This window comes from Psychrobacillus sp. FSL K6-2365, assembly GCF_038003165.1.
GTDB lineage: Bacteria > Bacillota > Bacilli > Bacillales_A > Planococcaceae > Psychrobacillus > Psychrobacillus psychrodurans.
This window is the reverse complement of the sequence record NZ_JBBOOO010000001.1, coordinates 4,070,474-4,091,616: the sequence shown is the minus strand read 5'-3', so window position 1 is coordinate 4,091,616 and position 21,143 is coordinate 4,070,474. Positions and strand designations below refer to the sequence as shown.

The following is a 21,143-nucleotide window of genomic DNA, read 5'->3' as shown; positions in this document are numbered from 1 at the left end:
TAAGAAGTATGCATTTTTTTCCTCCACTTTATCCAGACGAATTGCTATATAGTGCATTAGCCAGATATCATAATTACTCTGGAAATGAAAGCTTTAAAAAAACTATGAGAGATTTATTCGGGTGTGAAACAGTATGTTCTGTAACTGATTTACCATGCAATCTAGATGTATTAGCTTCACGGATTCCTGGTAAAGTTATCAGCAAAGAGAAATTGCTTTATGACCATACTTTAATGCCCTATTATAGTCACTTTATTCCTAGTGATAGACTAGAAAATATTCGAGAGGAAATGTACTTTAGCAACGGACGTTCTATCCATATGTTGGTGGGCTTAACCGCAAACGGTGTGAAACCTCCCAAAAATTTAAGATATTGTACAGTGTGTGCAATGAATAATAGAGCTCAGTATGGTTTAGCTTATTGGCATCGTGCACATCAAATACCGGGAGTTATAGTATGTTACAAGCATAAGGTTAATTTAAGAGAGGCTAATGTTCCGTACTCGCAAAGAAGAAATAAGCATGAATTTGTTCCTTTAGACACTATTACAATAAATATTAATACGGAAGAGGTAATTGTAGAAAATTATCTAAATTTATTTATAGCGCAGAATTCATTTTATTTACTAAATTACAATTCAGAGAAGATTGTAAGAAAAAATAATGTAAGGAACATTTATTTAAAAGAAATACAGAATATAAATATGTTATCAGTAAAGGGTAGAATAAAGTTCTATAAACTAATCCCTAGCTTTAACAATTATTATGGACGTGATTTATTAACATTAATGGGAAGTCATGTGGAAGAAGATAAACAGCATACCTGGTTACATAAATTTTTGCGAAATTCTGATGAAGTGATTCACCCGCTGAGGCATATCTTATTACACGGTTTCTTGGGGCAGAGCATAACTTCCACAATTTTAGAAAGTAATTCTTCATCAACGTTAGTTAATCCATTCTTCAATGGTCCTTGGCCTTGTTTAAATAAAGTATCAAGACATTTTGGAGAGAAAGTCATTACTTTATGTACTATTACAAGATGCTCGGATACGGGGAAACCAGTTGGGACTTTTACTTGTGAATGCGGATTTGTCTATTCACGAAGGGGACCTGATACGTCTGAAGGAGCTCAAATGGAATTTGGGCGGATAAAGGAGTTTGGCGATGTTTGGAAGAATAAACTTTGGGTATTATGGGGAGATGAAAAGTTATCTTTAAGGGAAAAAGCAAGACAATTGGGTGTTGACCCTAAGACTGTTAAACGCCAGGCTAATTTATTGATCACTGATACCAATATATATAATGGCACACTAAAAACTCTAAACGGTTTTATACAAACAAGGAGAAATGAATGGATATTTATTAAAAATGAACAACCATCTCCATTAAGAAAATCGTTATACAATTGGTTATATAAGCATGATAGGAATTGGTTGATGCAAAATAAACCCAATAATATGAATCAAAGATCTAACAAGAATCGAGTAGATTGGAATTATAGGGATGAGAATATGGCAATGCTGGTAAGGGAAACAGCAAATCAATTAATAACAATAAGACAGCTTCGTATAACTAAGGCTGAAATAGGTAGGAGAATAGGATACTTATCCTTGATTGAAAAACAGTTAGAAAAACTACCCAAAACCAAAAGAGAACTGGAAAGAGTTGTAGAAACAACAGAACAATTTCAAATTCGTAGAATAGACTTAAGTATTGAAGAGCTGATGAGAAACAATGAAATATTAAAAGTATGGAAAATTGCTAAGAAGGCAGGATTAAGAACCGATGTTCTAAATCATTTAAAAGATTTAATAATTAAAAAGATAAGATTAAATAGCTCTATTTAAAGTGTCAACTATATGACAAGGATACTTTCGAGGAAAAAGCAAAACAAGTAAGAAGCAATTACAAGGTAAACTAAACATGTCATTCTATAATAAACGAGGTAACCCTAATTTGATTAGGGTTACCTCGTTTATTAATTGTATAGGTAAAATTACGGTGCTAATGTTTTTCAAATACATTTTTTTTTGAATTGAAAGTAGTCTTATCTAAAAAATCTAATGAAGAAAACAAAAAAATAGTTAGACACAGAAAGCTCATAAAGTTCATTATAATATTTTTTGGGGTTACTTCTGCATAGTTTCTTCATATTTATTCTCTATACTATCTCAGAGGATTGCCTTAATCAGTTGTCCCAAGGCTAATCCTTTGTTGATTCTAGTTTGAATAATATATCTTAAATCGTTCAAATATTATTATTTAGAATATTTTGTTAGTTAATGTCCTCTTAATATAAAGACACGCAAGTAGGCACAGCTTGGATAAATATCTATAAGTTTAGTGACTTATTTAAACTCTTTGAATTGCTAGAAGGATTAGAAAGCATTGTTAGTAGATTATAAGCATGAAAGGTTAGGTGAAACTCTTTGTTTGAACAATTAAGTTTATTTTTAGCTTTTGGTGCGGGATTACTGTCTTTTATATCACCTTGTTCATTACCCCTTTATCCTGCATTTCTGTCCTATGTTACCGGGGTATCTTTAAATGAACTAAAAGAAGAAAAAGGAATACTAAATAAGAAGGCATTGGTACACACGCTTCTATTTTTACTTGGATTTTCAGCCATCTTTATGGCATTGGGTTTTTCCACCTCTTTCATCGGGACGTTTTTTCTTCAATACCAAGACTTACTAAGACAAATTGGTGCTATTATCCTCGTATTTTTTGGTTTAGTAGTTATTGGGGTTTTTAAATTTGAATTTTTACTATCAGAGAAAAGAGTCCAATTCAGAAAAAGACCTAAAGGTTATATAGGATCCGTATTGATCGGTATGGGGTTTGCTGCTGGATGGACACCGTGTACTGGACCAATACTAGCAGGTGTAATTGCTTTAGGAGTTTCTGACCCTGACAGAGGAATGTTGTATATGCTATTTTATGTACTGGGTTTCTCCATTCCGTTTCTCATAATGTCATTGTTTATTGGAAAAATGAAGTTTCTTCAAAAGAGAAATGGACTTTTCATGAGATTAGGTGGATTTTTAATGATTATAATGGGTATCTTGTTGTATTTTGATATGATGACAAAAATAATAGCAATTTTAACTCCTTTTTTTGGAGGATTTACAGGGTTTTAGAGCACAATTATAAATAATTAGGAAAGTAGGTTTATTGTTACTATGGATAAGAAGCAAAAAAGATTTTACATACGGTTTGTACTCTTGATATTAATGGTTGGAGTAATTATCTTCACCATATATTCTAACTTATCTAAAGAGAAAAATGGTGTATTACAAGTAGGAGATGAAGCTCCTGACTTCGTTCTAACTGATATGAATGGAGAAAGACATCAATTGTCGGAGTACAAAGGACAAGGAGTCTTTTTGAATTTCTGGGGAACTTGGTGTAAACCATGTGAAAGAGAATTTCCGCTAATGGACAAACAGTATCAAGAAGTTAAAGATCAAGGACTTCAAATACTAGCGGTAAACATAGGAGAATCTGATTTTGTAGTTCAAAAATATATTGATCGAAAAGGCTTAACTTTTCCAGTTTTAATTGATGACAATAAAAGTGTAATGGAAACTTATAATATTAACCCTTTGCCAACTACTTTTCTTATTAACCCAGAAGGGAAAATAGAGAAAATAATAACCGGCGAGATGAGTGAAGACAGTATAAAACAATATATGGAGCAAATATTGCCTATCTAAACTTAAATGTTATCAGACAACAATGTATTTGCAACTTAACAATCCAGATTTAACTAGTTGGGAGGATCGAATGCTCTAATGAATAGAATATCGACAAAGTTAACAGCCTACTTTTTTATTGTTGTATTGATAATGGAAACATTTCTAATTTTTTATCTCCATAGAAATATTATTCACACAAGAATTGATGAAGAATTTTCTTTATTGTTGAAAAACGGATCAAATCATAGAGAAGTACTTGAAGAATACTATTCCGAAACAACCATGAAACATATCGTATTGATGGAAAAAGGAGGAGATAGAGAAGTTGTCATTACGGATAATAAAGGTGGAATCATTAGTAGCTCCTTCAAAAACAATGCATCTTTAACAGAATTTCTTCCTCTAATTAAGAATCTTGATTTGAGAAGCGATGAGGTATTGATTTCGGATTGGGAAGAGTCTCCATATATCATTAGTGCACACCCTTACAAAGGGAGTAATAACCAATCAGGCTATGTTGTCATGTTTCAAAGTACAAGTTCTATTGAACAATTGGTGGATAAGTTAAACATGCATTTTGGGATTGCTGGTGGGACGAGTGTTTTTCTTCTATTTATTGTCTATACAGCTCTATCTAGACTTCTCACAAGACCTTTAATACGTATGAAGGAAGCCACTGAGAAATTAAGCAAAGGGGATTTTGAAGTGAGTCTTCCATACATCGGTAAAGATGAACTTGGTGATTTGTCAGGTTCTATTCAAAAATTAGCTGATGATTTAGAAAGGATGAAAACAGAGCGAAATGAGTTTCTAGCCTCGGTTGCTCATGAACTAAGAACTCCTTTAACATACTTAATTGGTTATTCAAATGTAGCCATGAGAAAAGAAATTAGTATAGAAGAACGAGAACAGTATCTTGCAATAATAGCTGAAGAGTCAGAACGAATGAAAGAACTTGTGAGAAATTTATTAGATTTAGCAAAAATGGATGAGAATACTTTTACTGTGACAAAAGATTATTTTTGGGCACAAACGTTTTTTGAAAATATTATCAAACTAGTTGGACCTTCTTTTGAGATGAAGAATATTAAGCTTAGTTTTGCATGTGGGGACAACTTTCAAGTCCATGCTGATTCCCTACGATTAGAGCAAATTGTATTGAATTTACTGGATAATGCCTTGAAATATTCTAAAGAAAATACACAGGTTACACTGAAAGTTCATAAAAAAGAAAAGAAAACAATCATTTCCGTAATTGATTTCGGAAGAGGTATCCCCTCTGATGAAATTGAATTCATTTTTGAAAAGTTATATCGTGTTGAAAAGTCGCGCTCACGTTTATCTGGTGGTTCGGGAATTGGACTTGCTGTTGTGAAGGAATTAGTAGAAGCACATGGTGGTAGCATTGAAGTCCAAAGTGTCTTGGGCAAAGGAAGTACATTTACCATAATGATTTAGCTTTATTTAGAATTTCGTCTAGCAGTAATTGAATAGGAGGTTTTTAGAATATATGCGGACAATTTTATTGGTTGATGATGAGCAAAGGATGTTAGATCTAATTGAATTGTTTCTCCTACCGCTTGGATTCAGATGTATTAAAGAAACAAATGGCCTGGAATCAATTGAGTTACTAAGAAACGAGAAAGTTAATCTTGTCCTGTTAGACGTTATGATGCCAGATGTAGATGGATGGGAAGTATGTAGAAAGATACGTGAATTTTCAAATGTACCTATTATTATGCTTACAGCTAGATCCGATAAGATGGATTTAGTAAAAGGATTAAACACAGGGGCGGACGATTATATTACCAAACCTTTCGATGAAAAAGAGTTGGTAGCTAGAGTAAATGCCGTTTTACGACGGTTCTCTGAACACAAAACAGAGGAAGAAAAGATTTCATACGAAGACTTTAAGTTAGATAAAGAAACTTATTCCTTGCAATATCATAGTCTAATCTCACCATTAACATTGAAGGAGTTTTATATCGTGGAAGCATTAATTTCTCGCCCTAAAAAGACTTTTACACGAGAAGAACTTTTGCATGCTGCGTGGGAGTATGACACATATACAGATACGAGAACAGTGGACTCACATATTCGAAATTTAAGAGAGAAATTGAAAAATGCTGGCTTTCCTATTGATGAATTTCTTAAAACTGTATGGGGAATAGGATATAAATGGAGCTAAAGGAGAAAAGTCGAAATGAAGAAATATAAAATTATATTCAGTTTATTAGTATTAATATTAGTCCTATCTGCATGTAACTCAAATGAAAATGATGTTTTCTCATTCGAGGGAGTAAATAATAATAAAATTGATCATATACACGGTTTAGGTTATATAAATGGAGAAAGCGATGTCGTCATTGCAACTCATCTTGGGTTATATAAATATGCCAAGGATGGTTGGAAAGAAGCAAATAGTCAAAAACATGACTATATGGGCTTTCAAGCTGTAAGAGAAGGATTCTTTTCAAGTGGTCATCCAGAAGAAGGTTCTGAATATAAAAATCCTCTTGGTCTTATTAAAAGCATAGATGAAGGAGCAAGTTTCGAACAATTAGCGTTTTACGGAGAGATTGATTTTCATTACCTTGCAGCTGGTTATGATTCAAGTACGATTTACGTGTTAAATGAAATGCCAGTTGAAGAAATGGACGCAGGTCTACATTATTCTCTAAATGAAGGAGATTCATGGACTAAAGCTGCTATGAATGGGTTTAATTCCGATTATATTTCTAATTTGTCGGCTCATCCCACTCGTAAAGAATTGATTACAATCGGTAGTAAGGATGGATTATTTATTTCGAATGATTATGGCCAAAACTTTAAGTTAATGAATGATACAAAAATGATCACTTATGTAACATTGACTGAAACGGGAGGTTTATATACTAATTTTGAGAATAATACCGTCTACCTTAAGTCCTTCTTGTTTGAGAGTAACGAAGAAATTAATGTACAACTTCCAAAAGAATTGAAGATGGATCCAATCACTTTTATCTCAGTAAATCCTGAAAATCAACAAGAGATTGTATTAGTTACAAATAGTAATAATATTTATATAACAAAAGATGAAGGACTAACTTGGGACCAGATTGCTTCTAACGGTGAGTTAGCAGAATAAGAAGATGGAGGGTGTTTCACGGATGTATAGTTTGATGTCGAGATTTAGTCAAACAATTAGTGAACCAGTTACTGTTTTCTTACGCTCCTATGAACATTCCCCAATTGTAGTTGCGCTCCTTCTCGGCTTGATTGGAGCTGTGGCACCATGCCAACTGACAGGAAATATGAGTGCAATTACATTTTACGGAAATCGCACTGTTCAAATGAAAAATAATTGGGGAGAAATACTATCCTTTATAGCAGGAAAGATTATAGTATTTAGTCTGATTGGGTTGCTGGCTTGGATATTTGGTCAATCATTTGAAACTAAAATGACAGAGTATTTCCCTTTATTTCGTAAAGTAATTGGTCCACTACTAGTAATTACTGGACTTGTACTTTTAGGAATTTTTAAGCTTAGATTTCTTAATCGTTTAACAATGTATATCCCTATGGCATTAAAGGAAGGAAAGCCGGGATCCTTTATGTTGGGAGCAAGCTTTTCACTCGCATTTTGTCCAACTATGTTTGTTCTCTTTTTTGTCTGGCTTATGCCAACTGTTGTATCAACTTCCTATGGTTTTTTATTACCTGCTGTCTTTGGAATTGCAACGTCGATTCCACTAATCCTTTTATTTGTTTTAATATGGTTATTTGATGCTAAGAAAATAATTATGAAACGTAGCATGAAAATGGGAAGATTGATACAACGCATAGCGGGGGGCGTTTTAGTAGTTATAGGACTTTTTGATACCATCACTTATTGGGGGATATAATTTACAAATGAGCTGTCAAATATTAAGAAGACAAAATTATTCCCTGTTAGTAGTAAAAAGCAGTTAGATTATATAATACTTAAATAGTTAGTCTAAAAGTACTGCATGGAAGAGCCTGTCTAATGGGTCTCTCCATGTATTTTTTATTTAAAATACATGTTATATGAAGTAGTTCGTGTTGATGAGGAAAGTTTATCAGGAGGAAAGAAATGAACACTGCTAAAAATACTTTAGTTTGTATTAGTTTAATATTATATTTATTTGCATTAGTTTTTATATTATTCTTTGATTCAAGAGGTTATAGATTGTCAGAGGTATCTTTTGGGGAATACATAAATTGGTCTTCAAATTTTATACCATTTAGAACTATAAATCTATATATTCATTCTATAGCCCATGGAACTTTGAATATTAAGATCCCTTTAAAAAACCTTGGTGGTAATTTAATTTTGTTTTTACCTATGGGCATTTTTTTACCGCTCATTATTAAAAGAATTAATAATATACGTATATATGTAATTACAATGACTGTTTTATTATTATTTATTGAGGTAACACAAGTGGTTTCAAGAAGAGGAAGTTTCGATATTGATGATTTGATTCTCAACATGCTAGGTGCTGTAATAGGATTTGCAATTTGGAACGATAGATTTGTTAAGAAGTATTAAACTATTTCCTATTCACTAAATTTGCAAAAACTCCAAGAAGAATTTACTTCTCCTTAGAGCTTAAATAAATTATTATGAAAAACACATCTACAGCTTTAGTAGTCGCGCATTGATAGCAACTATTACTGTACTTAGAGACATTAAGATCGCCCCAAATGCAGGACTTAGTACAATTCCATATTTATAAAAGAATCCTGCTGCTAATGGAATTGCTACAATATTATATCCTGCAGCCCACCATAAGTTTTGTGTCATTTTTCGGTAAGTAGCTCTTGAAAGCTTGATAATATTAACTACATCTAGCGGATTACTTTTTACAAGGACGACATCAGCAGTTTCTATTGCAACATCAGTTCCTGCACCTACAGCAATTCCTAAATCAGCTTTTGCAAGAGCTGGCGCATCATTGACACCATCTCCCGTCATTGCAGTAAGAAGGCCGTCTGTCCTTTGTATATGTTCAATCTTTTCGGATTTTTGATGAGGAAGAACCTCTGGAAAGATTTCTTTCATACCTAACTGTTGTCCGACATATTGAGCAACCTTAGCATTATCACCTGTTAGCATAATAGATTTAATTTTCATTTCTTTAAGTTGATTAATGGCTTCAATTGCTGTTTCGCGAACGATATCTGAAAGTGCGATCATACCTGCGTACTTATTATCCACCAAAGTGAAAACAACTGTCTTACCCTCTGAAGACCACGTGTCAAATTGTTCTTTGTCATAATTTAAATTCAATTCTTTGATATATCCCGGACTAACCACTAGGATTTGTTTTCCGTTCACTGTTCCTCGGAGGCCTTTTCCAGTTAATGATTGAAAGTTCCCTAATTTTAAAGGTGTAATACCCATTTCCGTTGCTTTTTTTATAATACCTTTTGCTAGTGGATGTTGGGACTGAACTTCTACCGACGCTGCATATGAAATAACATCTTTCTCACTATAATCCTTTGAAGTACTTATATTTGTTACACCAAATTCACCTTTTGTTAAAGTTCCTGTCTTATCAAAAACGACTGCTTCGATATTGCGAGCTCCTTCAAAGGCTGCACGATTTCGAATCAGAAGGCCATTTTTGGCTGCAATCGAAGTGGATACTGCAACCACTAAAGGTGCTGCAAGCCCTAAAGCATGAGGACAAGCTATGATTAATACCGTAACCATTCTTTCCATGGCAAAGGAAACTGGATAACCAAGAGAAATCCAAATGAAGTATGTTGCAAGGCCTGCTACAAGGGCACCGTAAAATAACCACTTTGCAGCCCTATTTGCAAGGTCTTGAGCGCGGGACTTAGATTCCTGTGCTTCTTTAACTAAACTAATAATTTGGGAAAGATAGGTTTCATTTCCCGTTTTCATTACAGAAATAATAAGTGCACCTTCACCATTAATTGATCCTCCAATAGCCTCTTGGTTAGCTTCTTTTTCAATAGGGACAGATTCACCTGTTAGCATGGATTCATCAATCGTAGATTTTCCATCGACTATTTTACCGTCTATAGGTATTTTTTCGCCAGGTTTGACCAAAACTCGATTTCCTTGTTTTAAACTAGCCACTTCTACTTCTGTTACTCTACCTTCATCGTCGACAAGATGAGCTTCCGAAGGCATTAATTTAGCAAGTTCCTCCAAAGCTTTCGAAGCACCCATAACAGATTTCATTTCAATCCAATGACCAAGTAACATTATGTCAACAAGAGTAGCCAATTCCCAGAAGAAATCATTTTCAGCAAAACCAAATACAGAAGCTGTACTATATACATACGCCACGCTAATAGCCAAGGAAATTAGTGTCATCATCCCAGGGTTACGTTTTTTTAGTTCGTCTTTTGCTCCCACAAGAAATGGCCAACCACCATAAAAGAATATGAAAGTAGAGAGCGCAAACAGTATATACATATCACCTTCAAAGCGCCAATCAACCCCAAGGAACATTTGAATCATTGGGGACAGTATTAAAATTGGAATCGTAATAATTAATGAAATATAAAAACGTTTTTTAAAATCCTCCACCATATGGGAATGGTGATTATGATGTCCATTAAGAGTTTGTTTAATGCCATGGGTCTGATCAGCACCATGACTATCATGTTCTCCTTGTCCTTTTTGGTTATTGGAATTGTGTTCATGATGTGAGTGATTAGTCATCTTCAAGTTCCACCTGCCTCGTTATATAGTTTTGCAATTAGTATATACAATAAATATGCATTAATTATGCAATATTATAATAGCAAAACAATTTTGACATCACTCAATGAGGATGTCAGCCAAACAACATGAGCTTTTTAAAGTTCTCTATTATGGAGTGTTTGATCCCGGCTCAGGGGACTAATGCCGAATAATCTATTTCCTCACATAGGGAGATGATAAAAGACGGTTTCAGCTGTCAATACAGGGTGGGTTAAACAGTTAGTTAAATAATTAGCTAGTTTACTTTTAGAGGGAAGCTTAATATCTTCTTCAATTTCCGTTTATATTTGCTTCTTTTATAGCACGATATAATTGTTCATACAGTGGAGTTTTTGATTCTTATACCAGCTAGAACATTAAAAATCCATCCTTCCCTCTAATCTGACCACTTCAATTATTTTAATTCTGACGCTTTTCGCAGGGTCAAATTTTATTATACTAAGCTTATAAAGATAATGGAGGGAAAATAAATATGACAATTAATTTAACAGGAACAGATCGAGTAAAAAGAGGAATGGCTGAAATGCAAAAGGGTGGCGTTATTATGGACGTTATTAATGCTGAGCAAGCAAGAATTGCTGAGGCGGCAGGTGCAGTTGCAGTTATGGCATTAGAACGAGTACCATCGGATATTCGTGCAGCAGGTGGAGTAGCTCGTATGGCAGATCCACGCATTATGGAAGAGGTAATGGGAGCAGTAACGATTCCAGTAATGGCTAAAGCACGAATTGGACATATTACAGAAGCGCGTATTTTAGAAGCAATGGGCGTTGACTATATTGATGAATCAGAAGTGCTGACTCCAGCAGATGAGGAATATCATCTACGTAAAAGTGAATTTACAGTACCGTTTGTTTGTGGATGTAAGGATCTTGGGGAGGCAGCACGTCGAATTGGAGAAGGAGCTTCGATGTTGCGTACCAAAGGAGAACCTGGAACAGGGAACATTGTAGAAGCAGTGCGTCATTTACGTAAGGTAAATGCACAGGTTCGTAAAATTGTACATATGAGCGAAGATGAACTAATGACGGAAGCTAAAATTTTAGGTGCACCGTATGATGTTTTATTACAAATTAAGCATGCTGGTAAATTACCGGTTGTGAACTTTGCGGCAGGTGGAGTAGCAACACCTGCAGATGCAGCTCTAATGATGGAACTTGGGGCTGATGGCGTATTTGTTGGGTCCGGTATTTTCAAATCAGAAAACCCAGAGAAATATGCGAAAGCTATTGTAGAAGCAACAACACATTTCCAAGATTATAAATTACTTGTAGAGATTTCTAAAGATTTGGGAATACCAATGAAAGGAATTGAAATTTCTCGTTTGTCTGCTGGAGATCGTATGCAAGATAGAGGGTGGTAATATGGTTAAAATAGGTGTTTTAGCACTGCAAGGTGCTATTAGAGAGCATATTCATTCTATTGAAGCATGCGAGGCAAAGGCTATCACGGTAAAAAGTGTGGAGGACTTAGCGTTAGTGGAAGGTTTAATACTCCCTGGAGGAGAAAGTACAGCTATGAGAAAGCTTATTGATCGATTTGAAATGCTTGAACCACTGAGACAATTTGCATTAGATGGTAAACCGATGTTTGGAACATGTGCAGGCTTGATCCTACTTGCTAAAGAATTAGTTGGGTATGATTATTCACATGTAGGTGAACTTGATGCTATTGTTGAACGTAATTCTTACGGTCGACAGGTTGATAGCTTTGAAATAGATTTAAATATTGAAGGTGTTGCAACTGACTTTCCGGCAGTATTTATTCGAGCACCTCAAATCGTAAGTGTAGAGGAAAACGTTGAAATACTTGCTACACATGGAGATAGAATCGTGATGGTAAAACAAGGTCATTTGTTAGGATGCTCCTTTCATCCCGAATTAACAGATGATCATCGTATAATGACATACTTTATAGAAATGGTGAAGGAAAGTCTTGCAAATGAGGTTCACGTAAAATAATGTACGAGTAATTTCATGAATCAAAAATGATGTTCGGAAGCTGTAACAATCACGTTCATTAGAGCATCAGCGCATGGTGAAAGTTGATATTAACACTTGTGCGGCGAATTATTAGTAAGTCGTGGAGTTGAGAAGCGTTACAGTAAAGTAAGTGGATTCCGTCTATGACTGAATTAATCAGGGTGGCAACGCGGGTATGCTCTCGTCCCTTTTTCATGGACGGGGGCTTTTTTGTCGTTTTTCAACCCTATTAGTTATTAACTATTGGTCTCTATCATTCTCTAACTCTTTTACTAACTTTTTTATTTGTTTATCTTCAATTAATAAATTACTTAAAGGTTCCATCTGTGTACCTCCAATCTAAATAGTAAAAGGCTTTGTGCACGAAAACGTGCCAAAGCGTTTACTGTATCTATTTTTTAACGCGTAGCAGTTTGGTAACTTTTGAAGGGAATACTGACACTCTTCACAAGTACACTGAACAGTATAGTCATAAAAAAATGTGGTGTTTTAAATTTTTTCTAAAAAAACGCATACCATAAAGGGGTATAAAGTATATATAGAATACGGAAACAATTCTTACAGTTTAATAAAAAGGGTGGAAAGATGGGATATTATCAAATATTTATATTAGCGTCGCTTGTGGGGTTAGCTTTAATAGTTTTTATATTAGCGAGGATATCGAAAAGTATATTTAATCCCATGCAAGGGATGATAACTTCTATGTTTTTTGGTATGAATATTGGGTTGACTGCTGGTATTCTCTTAGGAGTAACATTTCAAGGGGACTTATTCCTCTCCACAATTCTATCGATGGGTATCGGAATGTTAGCCGGTTCAATATGTGGCGGATATTTTGGGGTATTATCTGTTTTAGAAGGGGTAATGTCTGGTTTGATGGGTGGTATGATGGGTGCGATGTTAGGAGAAATGATAAACGAGGAACAATCAATTGCTTTAATAAGAATATTTCTATTGTTATCTATTACCACAATCTTTCTATTTTTCTTATTACCAGACAAGAAAAATCAAAAGATACAAAATAAAAGATGGCTATTAAAGCCGGTCATCCTGGCAATTAGTATTATTTTTTATTTTATTGGAGGTGTTTCCTTAGCGGAAAAGCAAATAAGTTCCAAATCTAAGGATTCTATATCAGAACATCAGAACCATACAAATAATGAGGCGAATAATACAAATAAAAATTCACAAGTTATTACGATACAAGCTAAAAATATGAAATACTCAATAACAGAGGTATTTATAGAGAAAAATCAGCCAGTCACTCTTGTTCTAGAAAATTTGGACAAAATTGAGCATGATATTGAAATAAAAATCCCAACTCTTAACGATAACGACCTAAAACATAATCACGAGACTAAAGAAAATCTTATACATCTTCATGCCGAACCTAAAAGTACAGAAAACTTATATTTCATCCCTGTTAGCACAGGAATTTACGAATATATTTGCACTATCCCAGGACATAAGGAATCTGGAATGGTCGGTCAGGTTGTAGTGAAATAGGCATTTTAGAGTGATAAATAAAAATTTAGTAAATCTAAATAAATCATTAAACATATCTCTTTACATACCCCCTGCGGGTACTGTATTATAAAAATAAGGATAGGAGGTTGCTTATTTGGACAGTGTAATAGAAGAAGGTACGTTATTATCTAAGGTGTCTTGTAGAAAAAGTCATCATCCTGAACATGTGAAAAAAGATTTAACAAATCGATTAAACCGTATTGAAGGTCAGATTCGAGGAATAAAAGGAATGGTAGACAAAGACGTCTATTGTGACGATATAATCACACAGCTTTCTGCAACTCAGTCCGCTCTAAATAGTGTAGCTAAAGTACTTTTACAAGGACATTTAAAAGGCTGTGTAGTGGATAGATTAGCTGAAGGTGACGATGAGGTTTTAGATGAATTATTAGTAACAATTCAAAAATTAATGAGAAAATAAGAGGAGGAGATTTAAATGACAAATCAAGTGACTATACAAGTTCAAGGAATGACTTGTGGTGGGTGCGTAAAATCTGTTGAAAATAGCGTTAGCGCACTTAGTGGTGTGGAGAAAGTTAATGTACAATTAGAAACAGGAAAAGTAAATATAGAATTTAATGATTCGCAAACAGATATTAAACAAATTACGGATACCATCGAAGGTAAAGGATATACAGTAGTTGCCTAAATATAATAAGTAGAGTGGTGTTTAAATCACAGCATTTTTTTCATATTTTATACCCCCATATGGTATAGGATTTTAATAATAATAGAAAAGGAGAAGTGAAAAATATGGAAAACGTAACATTGAATGTGAGTGGAATGTCATGTGGATTTAGCTTTTGATTCAGAAAAGGTAAGTATAGATAAAATTAAGGCAATAATTGATGACCAAGGTTATGACGTGAAATAATAGAGTAAGAGTGCTATTTGGCACTCTCTTTCTTACTTCCACTTATACCCCCTGGTAGTATTTAAAGGAGAGGTGTAAACAAAATGAGTAGTGAATTAAAAGAAACTAGTCTACAAATTACAGGAATGACCTGTGCAGCCTGTGCTACAAGAATTGAAAAAGGCCTAAAAAAAATGGATGGCGTAGAACAAGCCAACGTAAACTTGGCTCTTGAAAAGTCTATGATTAAATACGATCCTGAAAAATTGACTAATCAAGATTTTGAAAAGAAAATTCAAGATCTAGGGTATGGCATTGCAAAGGAAAATAAAGAGTTTGCAATAACAGGAATGACCTGTGCTGCCTGCGCTACGAGAATTGAAAAAGGTCTTAACAAGTTAGAGGGAGTTTCATTTGCCAACGTTAATCTAGCGCTTGAAAATGCAACTATTGAATATAACCCTTCTCAGATTAATGTTTCGGATATTATTGCGCGAGTTGAGAAATTAGGATATGGGGCAATTAATAAAGAAGATGAAAAAGAAGCAATAGATTACCGAGAGCAAGCTATTAAAAAGCAAAAGAAAAAATTTATTATCTCGGCAATCCTGTCCCTTCCTTTATTGTGGTCTATGGTTGGTCACTTTTCTTTTACATCGTTTATTTACATGCCCGAGTTTCTTATGAATCCCTGGGTACAAATGGCTTTGGCAACACCAGTTCAATTTATCATTGGGAAACAGTTTTATGTAAGTGCTTATAAAGCATTGCGAAATGGGAGTGCCAATATGGATGTCCTAGTTGTTATGGGTACATCCGCAGCTTACTTTTATAGTGTTTATCAGGCTTTCATTACAATTGGTGAGCACCATAACGCCCAATTGTACTTTGAAACGAGCTCAGTGCTGATTACCCTAATTATATTAGGTAAACTTTTCGAAGCAAAAGCAAAGGGGCGTTCGTCTGAGGCTATTAAAAAGCTTATGGGACTTCAAGCTAAAACAGCCTTGGTTCTAAGAGATGAAAAGGAAATAGAAATACCTCTTGAAGAAGTTGTAACCGGAGATATTATTTTAGTAAAACCAGGAGAAAAAATACCGGTTGATGGAGAGGTAATGGAGGGAAACTCTGCTGTCGACGAGTCAATGTTAACTGGTGAAAGTATTCCAGTCGATAAGACGATTGGTGATTCTTTATTTGGTTCAACAATTAATAAAAATGGTTTTATTAGAATGAAAGCAACGAAAATCGGAAGAGACACAGCTCTTTCTCAAATAATTAAAGTAGTGGAAGATGCTCAAGGCTCCAAAGCCCCAATTCAAAGGCTTGCAGATAAAATATCTGGCGTATTCGTTCCAATTGTAATAGGTATTGCCATTATTACTTTTTTGGTATGGATTATATGGGTAAACCCAGGAGAAGTTACTCCTGCACTCGAAGCTCTGATTGCCGTTCTTGTTATTGCTTGTCCATGTGCCCTTGGTCTTGCAACACCAACCTCCATTATGGCAGGTTCAGGTCGGGCAGCTGAGTTTGGTATTCTGTTTAAAGGTGGAGAACACCTCGAAACCACGCATCATATTGATACAGTAGTTGTTGATAAAACTGGAACAGTTACGAATGGTAAACCAGAGTTAACCGATGTAATTGTTGCAGATGGTGTAAATGAAGAGGAGTTTCTTTCTTTGGTTGGTACAGCAGAGAAACAATCCGAACATCCACTTGCAGAAGCGATTGTGAAAGGAATTCAAAATAGAGGGATATTACTCGATACAGTTCAAGATTTTGAAGCAATCCCTGGATATGGAGTAAAAACAACAGTTAATCAAAGAGATGTTCTTGTAGGAACTCGAAAGTTAATGAACCAATATCACGTGGATATTTCTACCATACTAACGATAATGGAAGAATTAGAGGCAAATGGAAAAACAGCCATGCTGGCAAGTATAGACGGTCAATATGCAGGGCTTATTGCGGTTGCGGATACAATCAAGGAAACGTCTAAGAAAGCCATCAAGCGTTTACGTGATATGAATATTGAAGTGATCATGATGACTGGTGATAACCAACGTACAGCTAAAGCGATTGGTAAAGAGGTTGGAATAGATCATGTTATCGCTGAGGTACTTCCTGAAGGAAAAGCCGAAGAGGTTAAAAAACTTCAGGCAGCTGGAAAAAAAGTAGCGATGGTTGGAGATGGAATTAATGATGCTCCAGCTCTTGCAGTCGCCGATATCGGGATGGCCATTGGAACAGGAACAGACGTTGCGATGGAAGCTGCAGATATAACATTGATAAGAGGAGACTTAAACAGCATAGCGGATGCAATTATTATGAGCCACAAGACGATGAGAAATATTAAGCAAAATCTTTTTTGGGCATTCGCATATAACACGTTAGGCATACCGATTGCCGCAGTCGGATTACTTGCACCTTGGGTAGCAGGGGCAGCTATGGCATTTAGTTCTGTATCTGTTGTACTAAATGCATTACGACTTCAAAGAGTAAAACTAGAAAAGTAAAACTTTTAATCTGACCCACTTCGGTGGGTTAATTTTTATTTATCTGAGGTGGTGTGAATTAAACTTCACTAAGGAGCTACTTATATTAAGTTAAATCTTCCATATTTTTAATTAATGAATAATCCCTCACGTTGCACTATTAATATGTTTGTTATAAGGTATTTAAAAGTCTTCCGAATAAAGTTAAAGTTTTTCCATACAATAAAGAATTTTGAAACAATAATCACCTTTATTTTACGTAATAGAGACCTTTGGAACATAATTTGAATATAATAGTTATGAGGTGAAAACTATGTGCTTTTCAACTAATGTAATCGAACAACAAGCTCTTATCATAAGTGATAAGATAATTAAAAACACTATATACAAACCAGTAAGTCTGGATTTTATTAGTGAAAAAAATGTTGGAATACAAGATTTTCAAATGCAAAATATCGGAGAAGAAATATCATTAATAACAATGGTAAATTTAGAAAACAATGAAGGATTACAAATTAGTGTAGAACCAAATGAAAATGGGTTAAGGTACGCTATGGGGGAAATCTCTTATAAAGATTATAAAAAACTGCAAAATCGAGAAAGTAGACAGTTTATCTGGTATTTCTTCGCTATTTCAAGCGTTTTTCTATTGATATCCTGGGCCTCTATCAGGTGGTTTTTTATATAATTTTTTCTAGACTTTAATACCCTTAAGTGAATATCTAACAGTAACCAATATTATAGATATTATTTAATACAAAAAGAGCGTTGATTTCACAAGAATCATTGCTCTTTTTTTATGAAAAAATTATTTGTATGGAAGAATTGATTGGATGCTTATTGTTAAGGACAGTTATCTTATTTGCTACATAGATATAACAAGTGTAGGGAAATAAGATTAAATTAAAGTCCTAGTTTTTTTTCAAACAAATAGGGAAATAATAAAGTATAAAGACAAATTACATAGTGATAAAATTCAGGTATTAGAATCTTCAGTAACTGGTCTGCACAATTTTTTCATAATTTCAGTGTAAGATTGTTTAAAACAACAGCTGTATCTTGTTGTAAATTTATTAGAGTTTAGAGGAGGATAACAATGAAAAAAAAATTATTTATGGGTCTTGGTTCGTTCGCTATCGCAATTACATTGTCTGCTTGTGCTGGTGATGAAAAGGAAACGGAGATGGACACACAAGAGCACAAAGAAATGAATACGGAAGAAAGTAAGGGTATGGAACATTCTAATATGGATATGTCTGGATCAGGTGAAGTTCCTGAAAACTTAAAAGTAGCTGAAAATCCAACTTTTGAAGTAGGTAGTCAAGCTATTATTGAAACAGATCATATGGAAGGTATGAAAGGTGCCGAAGCAACGATTGTCGGTGCTTATGATACAACTGTTTATACTGTTTCGTATACTCCTACAACTGGTGGGGAACGAGTAGAGAATCATAAATGGGTCATTCATGAAGAATTAGGAGAACCACAATCGGCACCATTAGAACCTGGTACAGAAGTAGTCCTAACAGCTGAACATATGGAGGGGATGGAAGGAGCAACCGCTGAAATTGATTCGGCTGAAGAAACAACAGTGTATATGGTTAATTATACTTCTACTTCCGGAGACAAAGTGACTAATCATAAGTGGGTAACTGAAAGTGAATTGTCACCAACAAAATAACTTTTTATTTTTAGATTCATTCAAAAAACCTATCCATTATATGGATAGGTTTTTTTCTTTTTGTAGAGCGTAATCCGTTTATAAAGAAATGCAGTAACTAATAAATACTATTTGAATCTACTGAAAATAGTAGCATGCTATTAACTTACACAGACTCTTACTTTTTATTATTTATCCTATAAATTAAAACTATAGTCCGAAATATCCTAGAATTAGAAAGTTAAACTAGGTATTTGTAATGATTTTGTAATCAAATCGTAACGAATATATTGCATCATTTGTGATAAAGTTACAATTATAAATATAACATTTACTGGGGTGTAAAATGAGAAGTATAATTATGCAAGTATTAATTGTGGTATCTTTAATTTTTTCTGCACAAGTATTTTCAGCAGATAAAGTCAATGCTGCAACATCAACTGAAATCGGAGCATTTGCTTCAAAGTTATACGGTACTCCATATAAATTTGGTGGAACAACTCCTAAGGGATTTGATTGTTCTGGATATATTAGATATGTTTATAATAAATTCAACATTAGTTTACCAAGAACATCTGCCGAGCAGTTTAAAGTGGGAAAAACAGTTGAAAAAGATAAATTACAACCTGGAGACTTAGTGTTTTTTGCTAATACATATAAAAAAGGTATTTCTCACACTGGAATTTATTTGGGTAACGGGGAATTCATATCTGCAAAAAGTAAGGGTATTTTAAAAGCTAACTTAAAAACAGATCCTTATTGGGGTCCTAAATATGCCGGAGCGAAACGGATATCTAATGTAACTGTAGCTATGGAAAAAGGGAAAAATACTAACAACTAAGTTTTAGAGATTTTTAAGTACAATCATCCACTGTATAGATGATTGTACTTTTTTGTTTTTGGAGGCAAGAAAATCTTACTTGTCCATATATTATCCACAATTATTTGTTATTCTTTTTTATGGTATGTTTTTAACTAAATCATATTGAAAAAGAGAAATTCTAGGAGGGACAGAATGTCTTCAAACTCCCTAAATAAAGAAAAGAACACAACAAAGAAAAAGAAAGATACTTTACTAAGGATTTTGTTATACTTTGTAGTTTTGCTATTTATTCTCTTACTTTTTTCTTTCTGGGTGACAATTTTTTATGTTCCTAAAGAAGAGGAAGAAAATATATTTGACGATAAAATCTATCCTTTTTTCCATGTTGAATTAAAAGATCGTTTATCCGAAGAATTAGATGGGATGCCTACTAAAACAAATAATCTAGATACAGGAGGGAAATCAAACTTGAATCTAGAGGATAGGGATGAATTTGCGCCTACTATGGACGGTTTCTTTAACGAAAGAGAACTTACTATAAAGAATATTGATGCTCTTTTTAAAAATATGAAATCTCCCAAAGAAATTTCATCATCTCATTCAACTTTCGGAAAGGAAGTCCTGTATATTTACCATACTCATAGCAGGGAATCTTTTTTGCCATATTTAGAAGAAACAGATAAACCTGAAGAAGCGTATCACTCGAAAGCAAATATTACACTAGTAGGAGAACTGCTTGGAAGGGCACTGGAAAGAAGGGGAGTAGGAACAACAGTCAATTCAACCGATATCGTTCAAGAACTAGCTACAAGAGGTTTAAACTATAATAGTTCTTATAATGTGTCAGGAGAGCAAGTACGTGCTGCGTTAAAAGGTAATAAAGATTTAGAGATCTTTCTAGATTTGCATCGCGATTCTTTGCGTAGTGATTCTACTACTACTGTAATGAATGGAGTAAACTATGCCAAATTATTATTTGTTGTAGGTACGGGCCATGAAGGTTATGAAAAGAATCTTACGTTTGCGGAAGGGCTACAAACAATTTTAGACAATCAATACCCCGGACTGTCCAAAGGCATAATGCCAAAAAGTAGTAAACAAGGCAATGGAATTTATAATCAAGATATTTCTCCAAACTCTATTATTGTGGAAATTGGAGGTGTAGATAATACAGTAGAAGAGCTTCATCGAACTACAGAGGTTTTTGCTGATGTTTTAAGTGAATATTATTTCCATGAAGAAAGGTAAATCAGTCTTTTGGATCCATGGCATTACTTGTTCGTTTTCGTTTTCTTATTATATTTCAAATTACTTTATATCTTAAAGTTAAATGCACCTTAAGTCATAAGCT

19 protein-coding genes are annotated in these 21,143 nt (G+C 34.2%); 18 read left to right on the top strand and 1 reads right to left on the bottom strand.

The genetic code is table 11. The features are described 5' to 3' along the window. The first annotated feature begins 8 nt into the window (after positions 1 to 8). From MKY29_RS20715 to MKY29_RS20680, 8 genes are all read left to right on the top strand, one after another. Entirely contained in the window at positions 9 to 1,850 is a 1,842-nt protein-coding gene (locus MKY29_RS20715) for a TnsD family Tn7-like transposition protein (RefSeq protein ID WP_340766005.1), read from the top strand. Positions 1,851 to 2,432: 582 nt separating this feature from the next. After that, positions 2,433 to 3,143, top strand: coding sequence for a cytochrome c biogenesis CcdA family protein (locus MKY29_RS20710; RefSeq protein WP_169360598.1), 711 nt, complete (start codon positions 2,433 to 2,435; stop codon positions 3,141 to 3,143). 42 nt (positions 3,144 to 3,185) lie between these two features. Beyond that, the gene (resA, locus tag MKY29_RS20705; protein ID WP_169360597.1) at positions 3,186 to 3,719 is read left to right on the top strand and encodes a thiol-disulfide oxidoreductase ResA; all 534 of its coding nucleotides are present in this window, start codon (positions 3,186 to 3,188) and stop codon (positions 3,717 to 3,719) included. 78 nt (positions 3,720 to 3,797) lie between these two features. Further along, positions 3,798 to 5,159 carry a HAMP domain-containing sensor histidine kinase gene (locus MKY29_RS20700; RefSeq protein WP_340765999.1) on the top strand — a complete coding sequence of 454 codons (1,362 nt, stop codon included), beginning with the start codon at positions 3,798 to 3,800 and terminating at the stop codon, positions 5,157 to 5,159. 52 nt (positions 5,160 to 5,211) lie between these two features. After that, positions 5,212 to 5,889, top strand: coding sequence for a response regulator transcription factor (locus MKY29_RS20695; RefSeq protein WP_277586697.1), 678 nt, complete (start codon positions 5,212 to 5,214; stop codon positions 5,887 to 5,889). Between the two features lie 15 nt (positions 5,890 to 5,904). Then, the gene (locus MKY29_RS20690) at positions 5,905 to 6,828 is read left to right on the top strand and encodes a F510_1955 family glycosylhydrolase (protein ID WP_340765996.1); all 924 of its coding nucleotides are present in this window, start codon (positions 5,905 to 5,907) and stop codon (positions 6,826 to 6,828) included. Positions 6,829 to 6,850: 22 nt separating this feature from the next. Continuing rightward, positions 6,851 to 7,585 (top strand): urease accessory protein UreH domain-containing protein, encoded by a 735-nt coding sequence (locus tag MKY29_RS20685; RefSeq protein ID WP_277586695.1) that lies wholly within the window; start codon positions 6,851 to 6,853, stop codon positions 7,583 to 7,585. A 209-nt stretch (positions 7,586 to 7,794) separates the two neighbouring features. Further along, on the top strand, positions 7,795 to 8,253 hold the full coding sequence (locus MKY29_RS20680; protein ID WP_340765993.1) for a VanZ family protein: 459 nt from the start codon (positions 7,795 to 7,797) through the stop codon (positions 8,251 to 8,253). 87 nt (positions 8,254 to 8,340) lie between these two features. Here the strand turns inward: MKY29_RS20680 and MKY29_RS20675 are convergent, their stop codons facing one another. After that, positions 8,341 to 10,404: a copper-translocating P-type ATPase gene (locus MKY29_RS20675; RefSeq protein WP_277586693.1), complete on the bottom strand. Its 2,064-nt coding sequence runs from the start codon at positions 10,402 to 10,404 to the stop codon at positions 8,341 to 8,343. A gap of 520 nt (positions 10,405 to 10,924) precedes the next feature. Between MKY29_RS20675 and pdxS the strand changes: the two genes are divergently transcribed. From pdxS to spoIIP, 10 genes are all read left to right on the top strand, one after another. Then, positions 10,925 to 11,809 carry a pyridoxal 5'-phosphate synthase lyase subunit PdxS gene (pdxS, locus tag MKY29_RS20670; protein WP_340766100.1) on the top strand — a complete coding sequence of 295 codons (885 nt, stop codon included), beginning with the start codon at positions 10,925 to 10,927 and terminating at the stop codon, positions 11,807 to 11,809. 1 nt (position 11,810) lies between these two features. Further along, entirely contained in the window at positions 11,811 to 12,407 is a 597-nt protein-coding gene (pdxT, locus tag MKY29_RS20665; protein ID WP_340765989.1) for a pyridoxal 5'-phosphate synthase glutaminase subunit PdxT, read from the top strand. A gap of 606 nt (positions 12,408 to 13,013) precedes the next feature. Further along, positions 13,014 to 13,934, top strand: a complete 921-nt coding sequence (locus MKY29_RS20660) for a plastocyanin/azurin family copper-binding protein (protein ID WP_340765987.1) — start codon at positions 13,014 to 13,016, stop codon at positions 13,932 to 13,934. A 115-nt stretch (positions 13,935 to 14,049) separates the two neighbouring features. Continuing rightward, entirely contained in the window at positions 14,050 to 14,376 is a 327-nt protein-coding gene (locus MKY29_RS20655) for a metal-sensing transcriptional repressor (RefSeq protein ID WP_340765985.1), read from the top strand. 15 nt (positions 14,377 to 14,391) lie between these two features. Then, a complete protein-coding gene (locus MKY29_RS20650) occupies positions 14,392 to 14,604 on the top strand; it encodes a copper ion binding protein (RefSeq protein WP_277586689.1) in 213 nt (70 codons plus the stop codon). 308 nt (positions 14,605 to 14,912) lie between these two features. Continuing rightward, the gene (locus tag MKY29_RS20645) at positions 14,913 to 17,330 is read left to right on the top strand and encodes a heavy metal translocating P-type ATPase (RefSeq protein WP_340765983.1); all 2,418 of its coding nucleotides are present in this window, start codon (positions 14,913 to 14,915) and stop codon (positions 17,328 to 17,330) included. Positions 17,331 to 17,622: 292 nt separating this feature from the next. Further along, positions 17,623 to 17,997 carry a hypothetical protein gene (locus tag MKY29_RS20640; RefSeq protein ID WP_340765981.1) on the top strand — a complete coding sequence of 125 codons (375 nt, stop codon included), beginning with the start codon at positions 17,623 to 17,625 and terminating at the stop codon, positions 17,995 to 17,997. A gap of 408 nt (positions 17,998 to 18,405) precedes the next feature. Then, entirely contained in the window at positions 18,406 to 18,990 is a 585-nt protein-coding gene (locus MKY29_RS20635) for a YdhK family protein (protein ID WP_277586686.1), read from the top strand. A gap of 340 nt (positions 18,991 to 19,330) precedes the next feature. Further along, positions 19,331 to 19,810, top strand: coding sequence for a C40 family peptidase (locus tag MKY29_RS20630; protein WP_320415376.1), 480 nt, complete (start codon positions 19,331 to 19,333; stop codon positions 19,808 to 19,810). Between the two features lie 174 nt (positions 19,811 to 19,984). Further along, positions 19,985 to 21,040 (top strand): stage II sporulation protein P, encoded by a 1,056-nt coding sequence (gene spoIIP, locus MKY29_RS20625; protein ID WP_340765972.1) that lies wholly within the window; start codon positions 19,985 to 19,987, stop codon positions 21,038 to 21,040. Positions 21,041 to 21,143: the final 103 nt, after the last annotated feature.

Bases quoted from the DNA above. Each gene is read 5' to 3' on its own strand.
- MKY29_RS20715 (WP_340766005.1), top strand. From the start codon at position 9: ATGCATTTTTTTCCTCCACTTTATCCAGACGAATTGCTATATAGTGCA.
- resA (WP_169360597.1), top strand. From the start codon at position 3,186: ATGGATAAGAAGCAAAAAAGATTTTACATACGGTTTGTACTCTTGATA.
- MKY29_RS20700 (WP_340765999.1), top strand. From the start codon at position 3,798: ATGAATAGAATATCGACAAAGTTAACAGCCTACTTTTTTATTGTTGTA.
- MKY29_RS20695 (WP_277586697.1), top strand. From the start codon at position 5,212: ATGCGGACAATTTTATTGGTTGATGATGAGCAAAGGATGTTAGATCTA.
- MKY29_RS20690 (WP_340765996.1), top strand. From the start codon at position 5,905: ATGAAGAAATATAAAATTATATTCAGTTTATTAGTATTAATATTAGTC.
- MKY29_RS20685 (WP_277586695.1), top strand. From the start codon at position 6,851: ATGTATAGTTTGATGTCGAGATTTAGTCAAACAATTAGTGAACCAGTT.
- MKY29_RS20680 (WP_340765993.1), top strand. From the start codon at position 7,795: ATGAACACTGCTAAAAATACTTTAGTTTGTATTAGTTTAATATTATAT.
- MKY29_RS20675 (WP_277586693.1), bottom strand. From the start codon at position 10,404: ATGACTAATCACTCACATCATGAACACAATTCCAATAACCAAAAAGGA.
- pdxT (WP_340765989.1), top strand. From the start codon at position 11,811: ATGGTTAAAATAGGTGTTTTAGCACTGCAAGGTGCTATTAGAGAGCAT.
- MKY29_RS20660 (WP_340765987.1), top strand. From the start codon at position 13,014: ATGGGATATTATCAAATATTTATATTAGCGTCGCTTGTGGGGTTAGCT.
- MKY29_RS20650 (WP_277586689.1), top strand. From the start codon at position 14,392: ATGACAAATCAAGTGACTATACAAGTTCAAGGAATGACTTGTGGTGGG.
- MKY29_RS20645 (WP_340765983.1), top strand. From the start codon at position 14,913: ATGAGTAGTGAATTAAAAGAAACTAGTCTACAAATTACAGGAATGACC.
- MKY29_RS20640 (WP_340765981.1), top strand. From the start codon at position 17,623: ATGTGCTTTTCAACTAATGTAATCGAACAACAAGCTCTTATCATAAGT.
- MKY29_RS20635 (WP_277586686.1), top strand. From the start codon at position 18,406: ATGAAAAAAAAATTATTTATGGGTCTTGGTTCGTTCGCTATCGCAATT.
- MKY29_RS20630 (WP_320415376.1), top strand. From the start codon at position 19,331: ATGCAAGTATTAATTGTGGTATCTTTAATTTTTTCTGCACAAGTATTT.
- spoIIP (WP_340765972.1), top strand. From the start codon at position 19,985: ATGTCTTCAAACTCCCTAAATAAAGAAAAGAACACAACAAAGAAAAAG.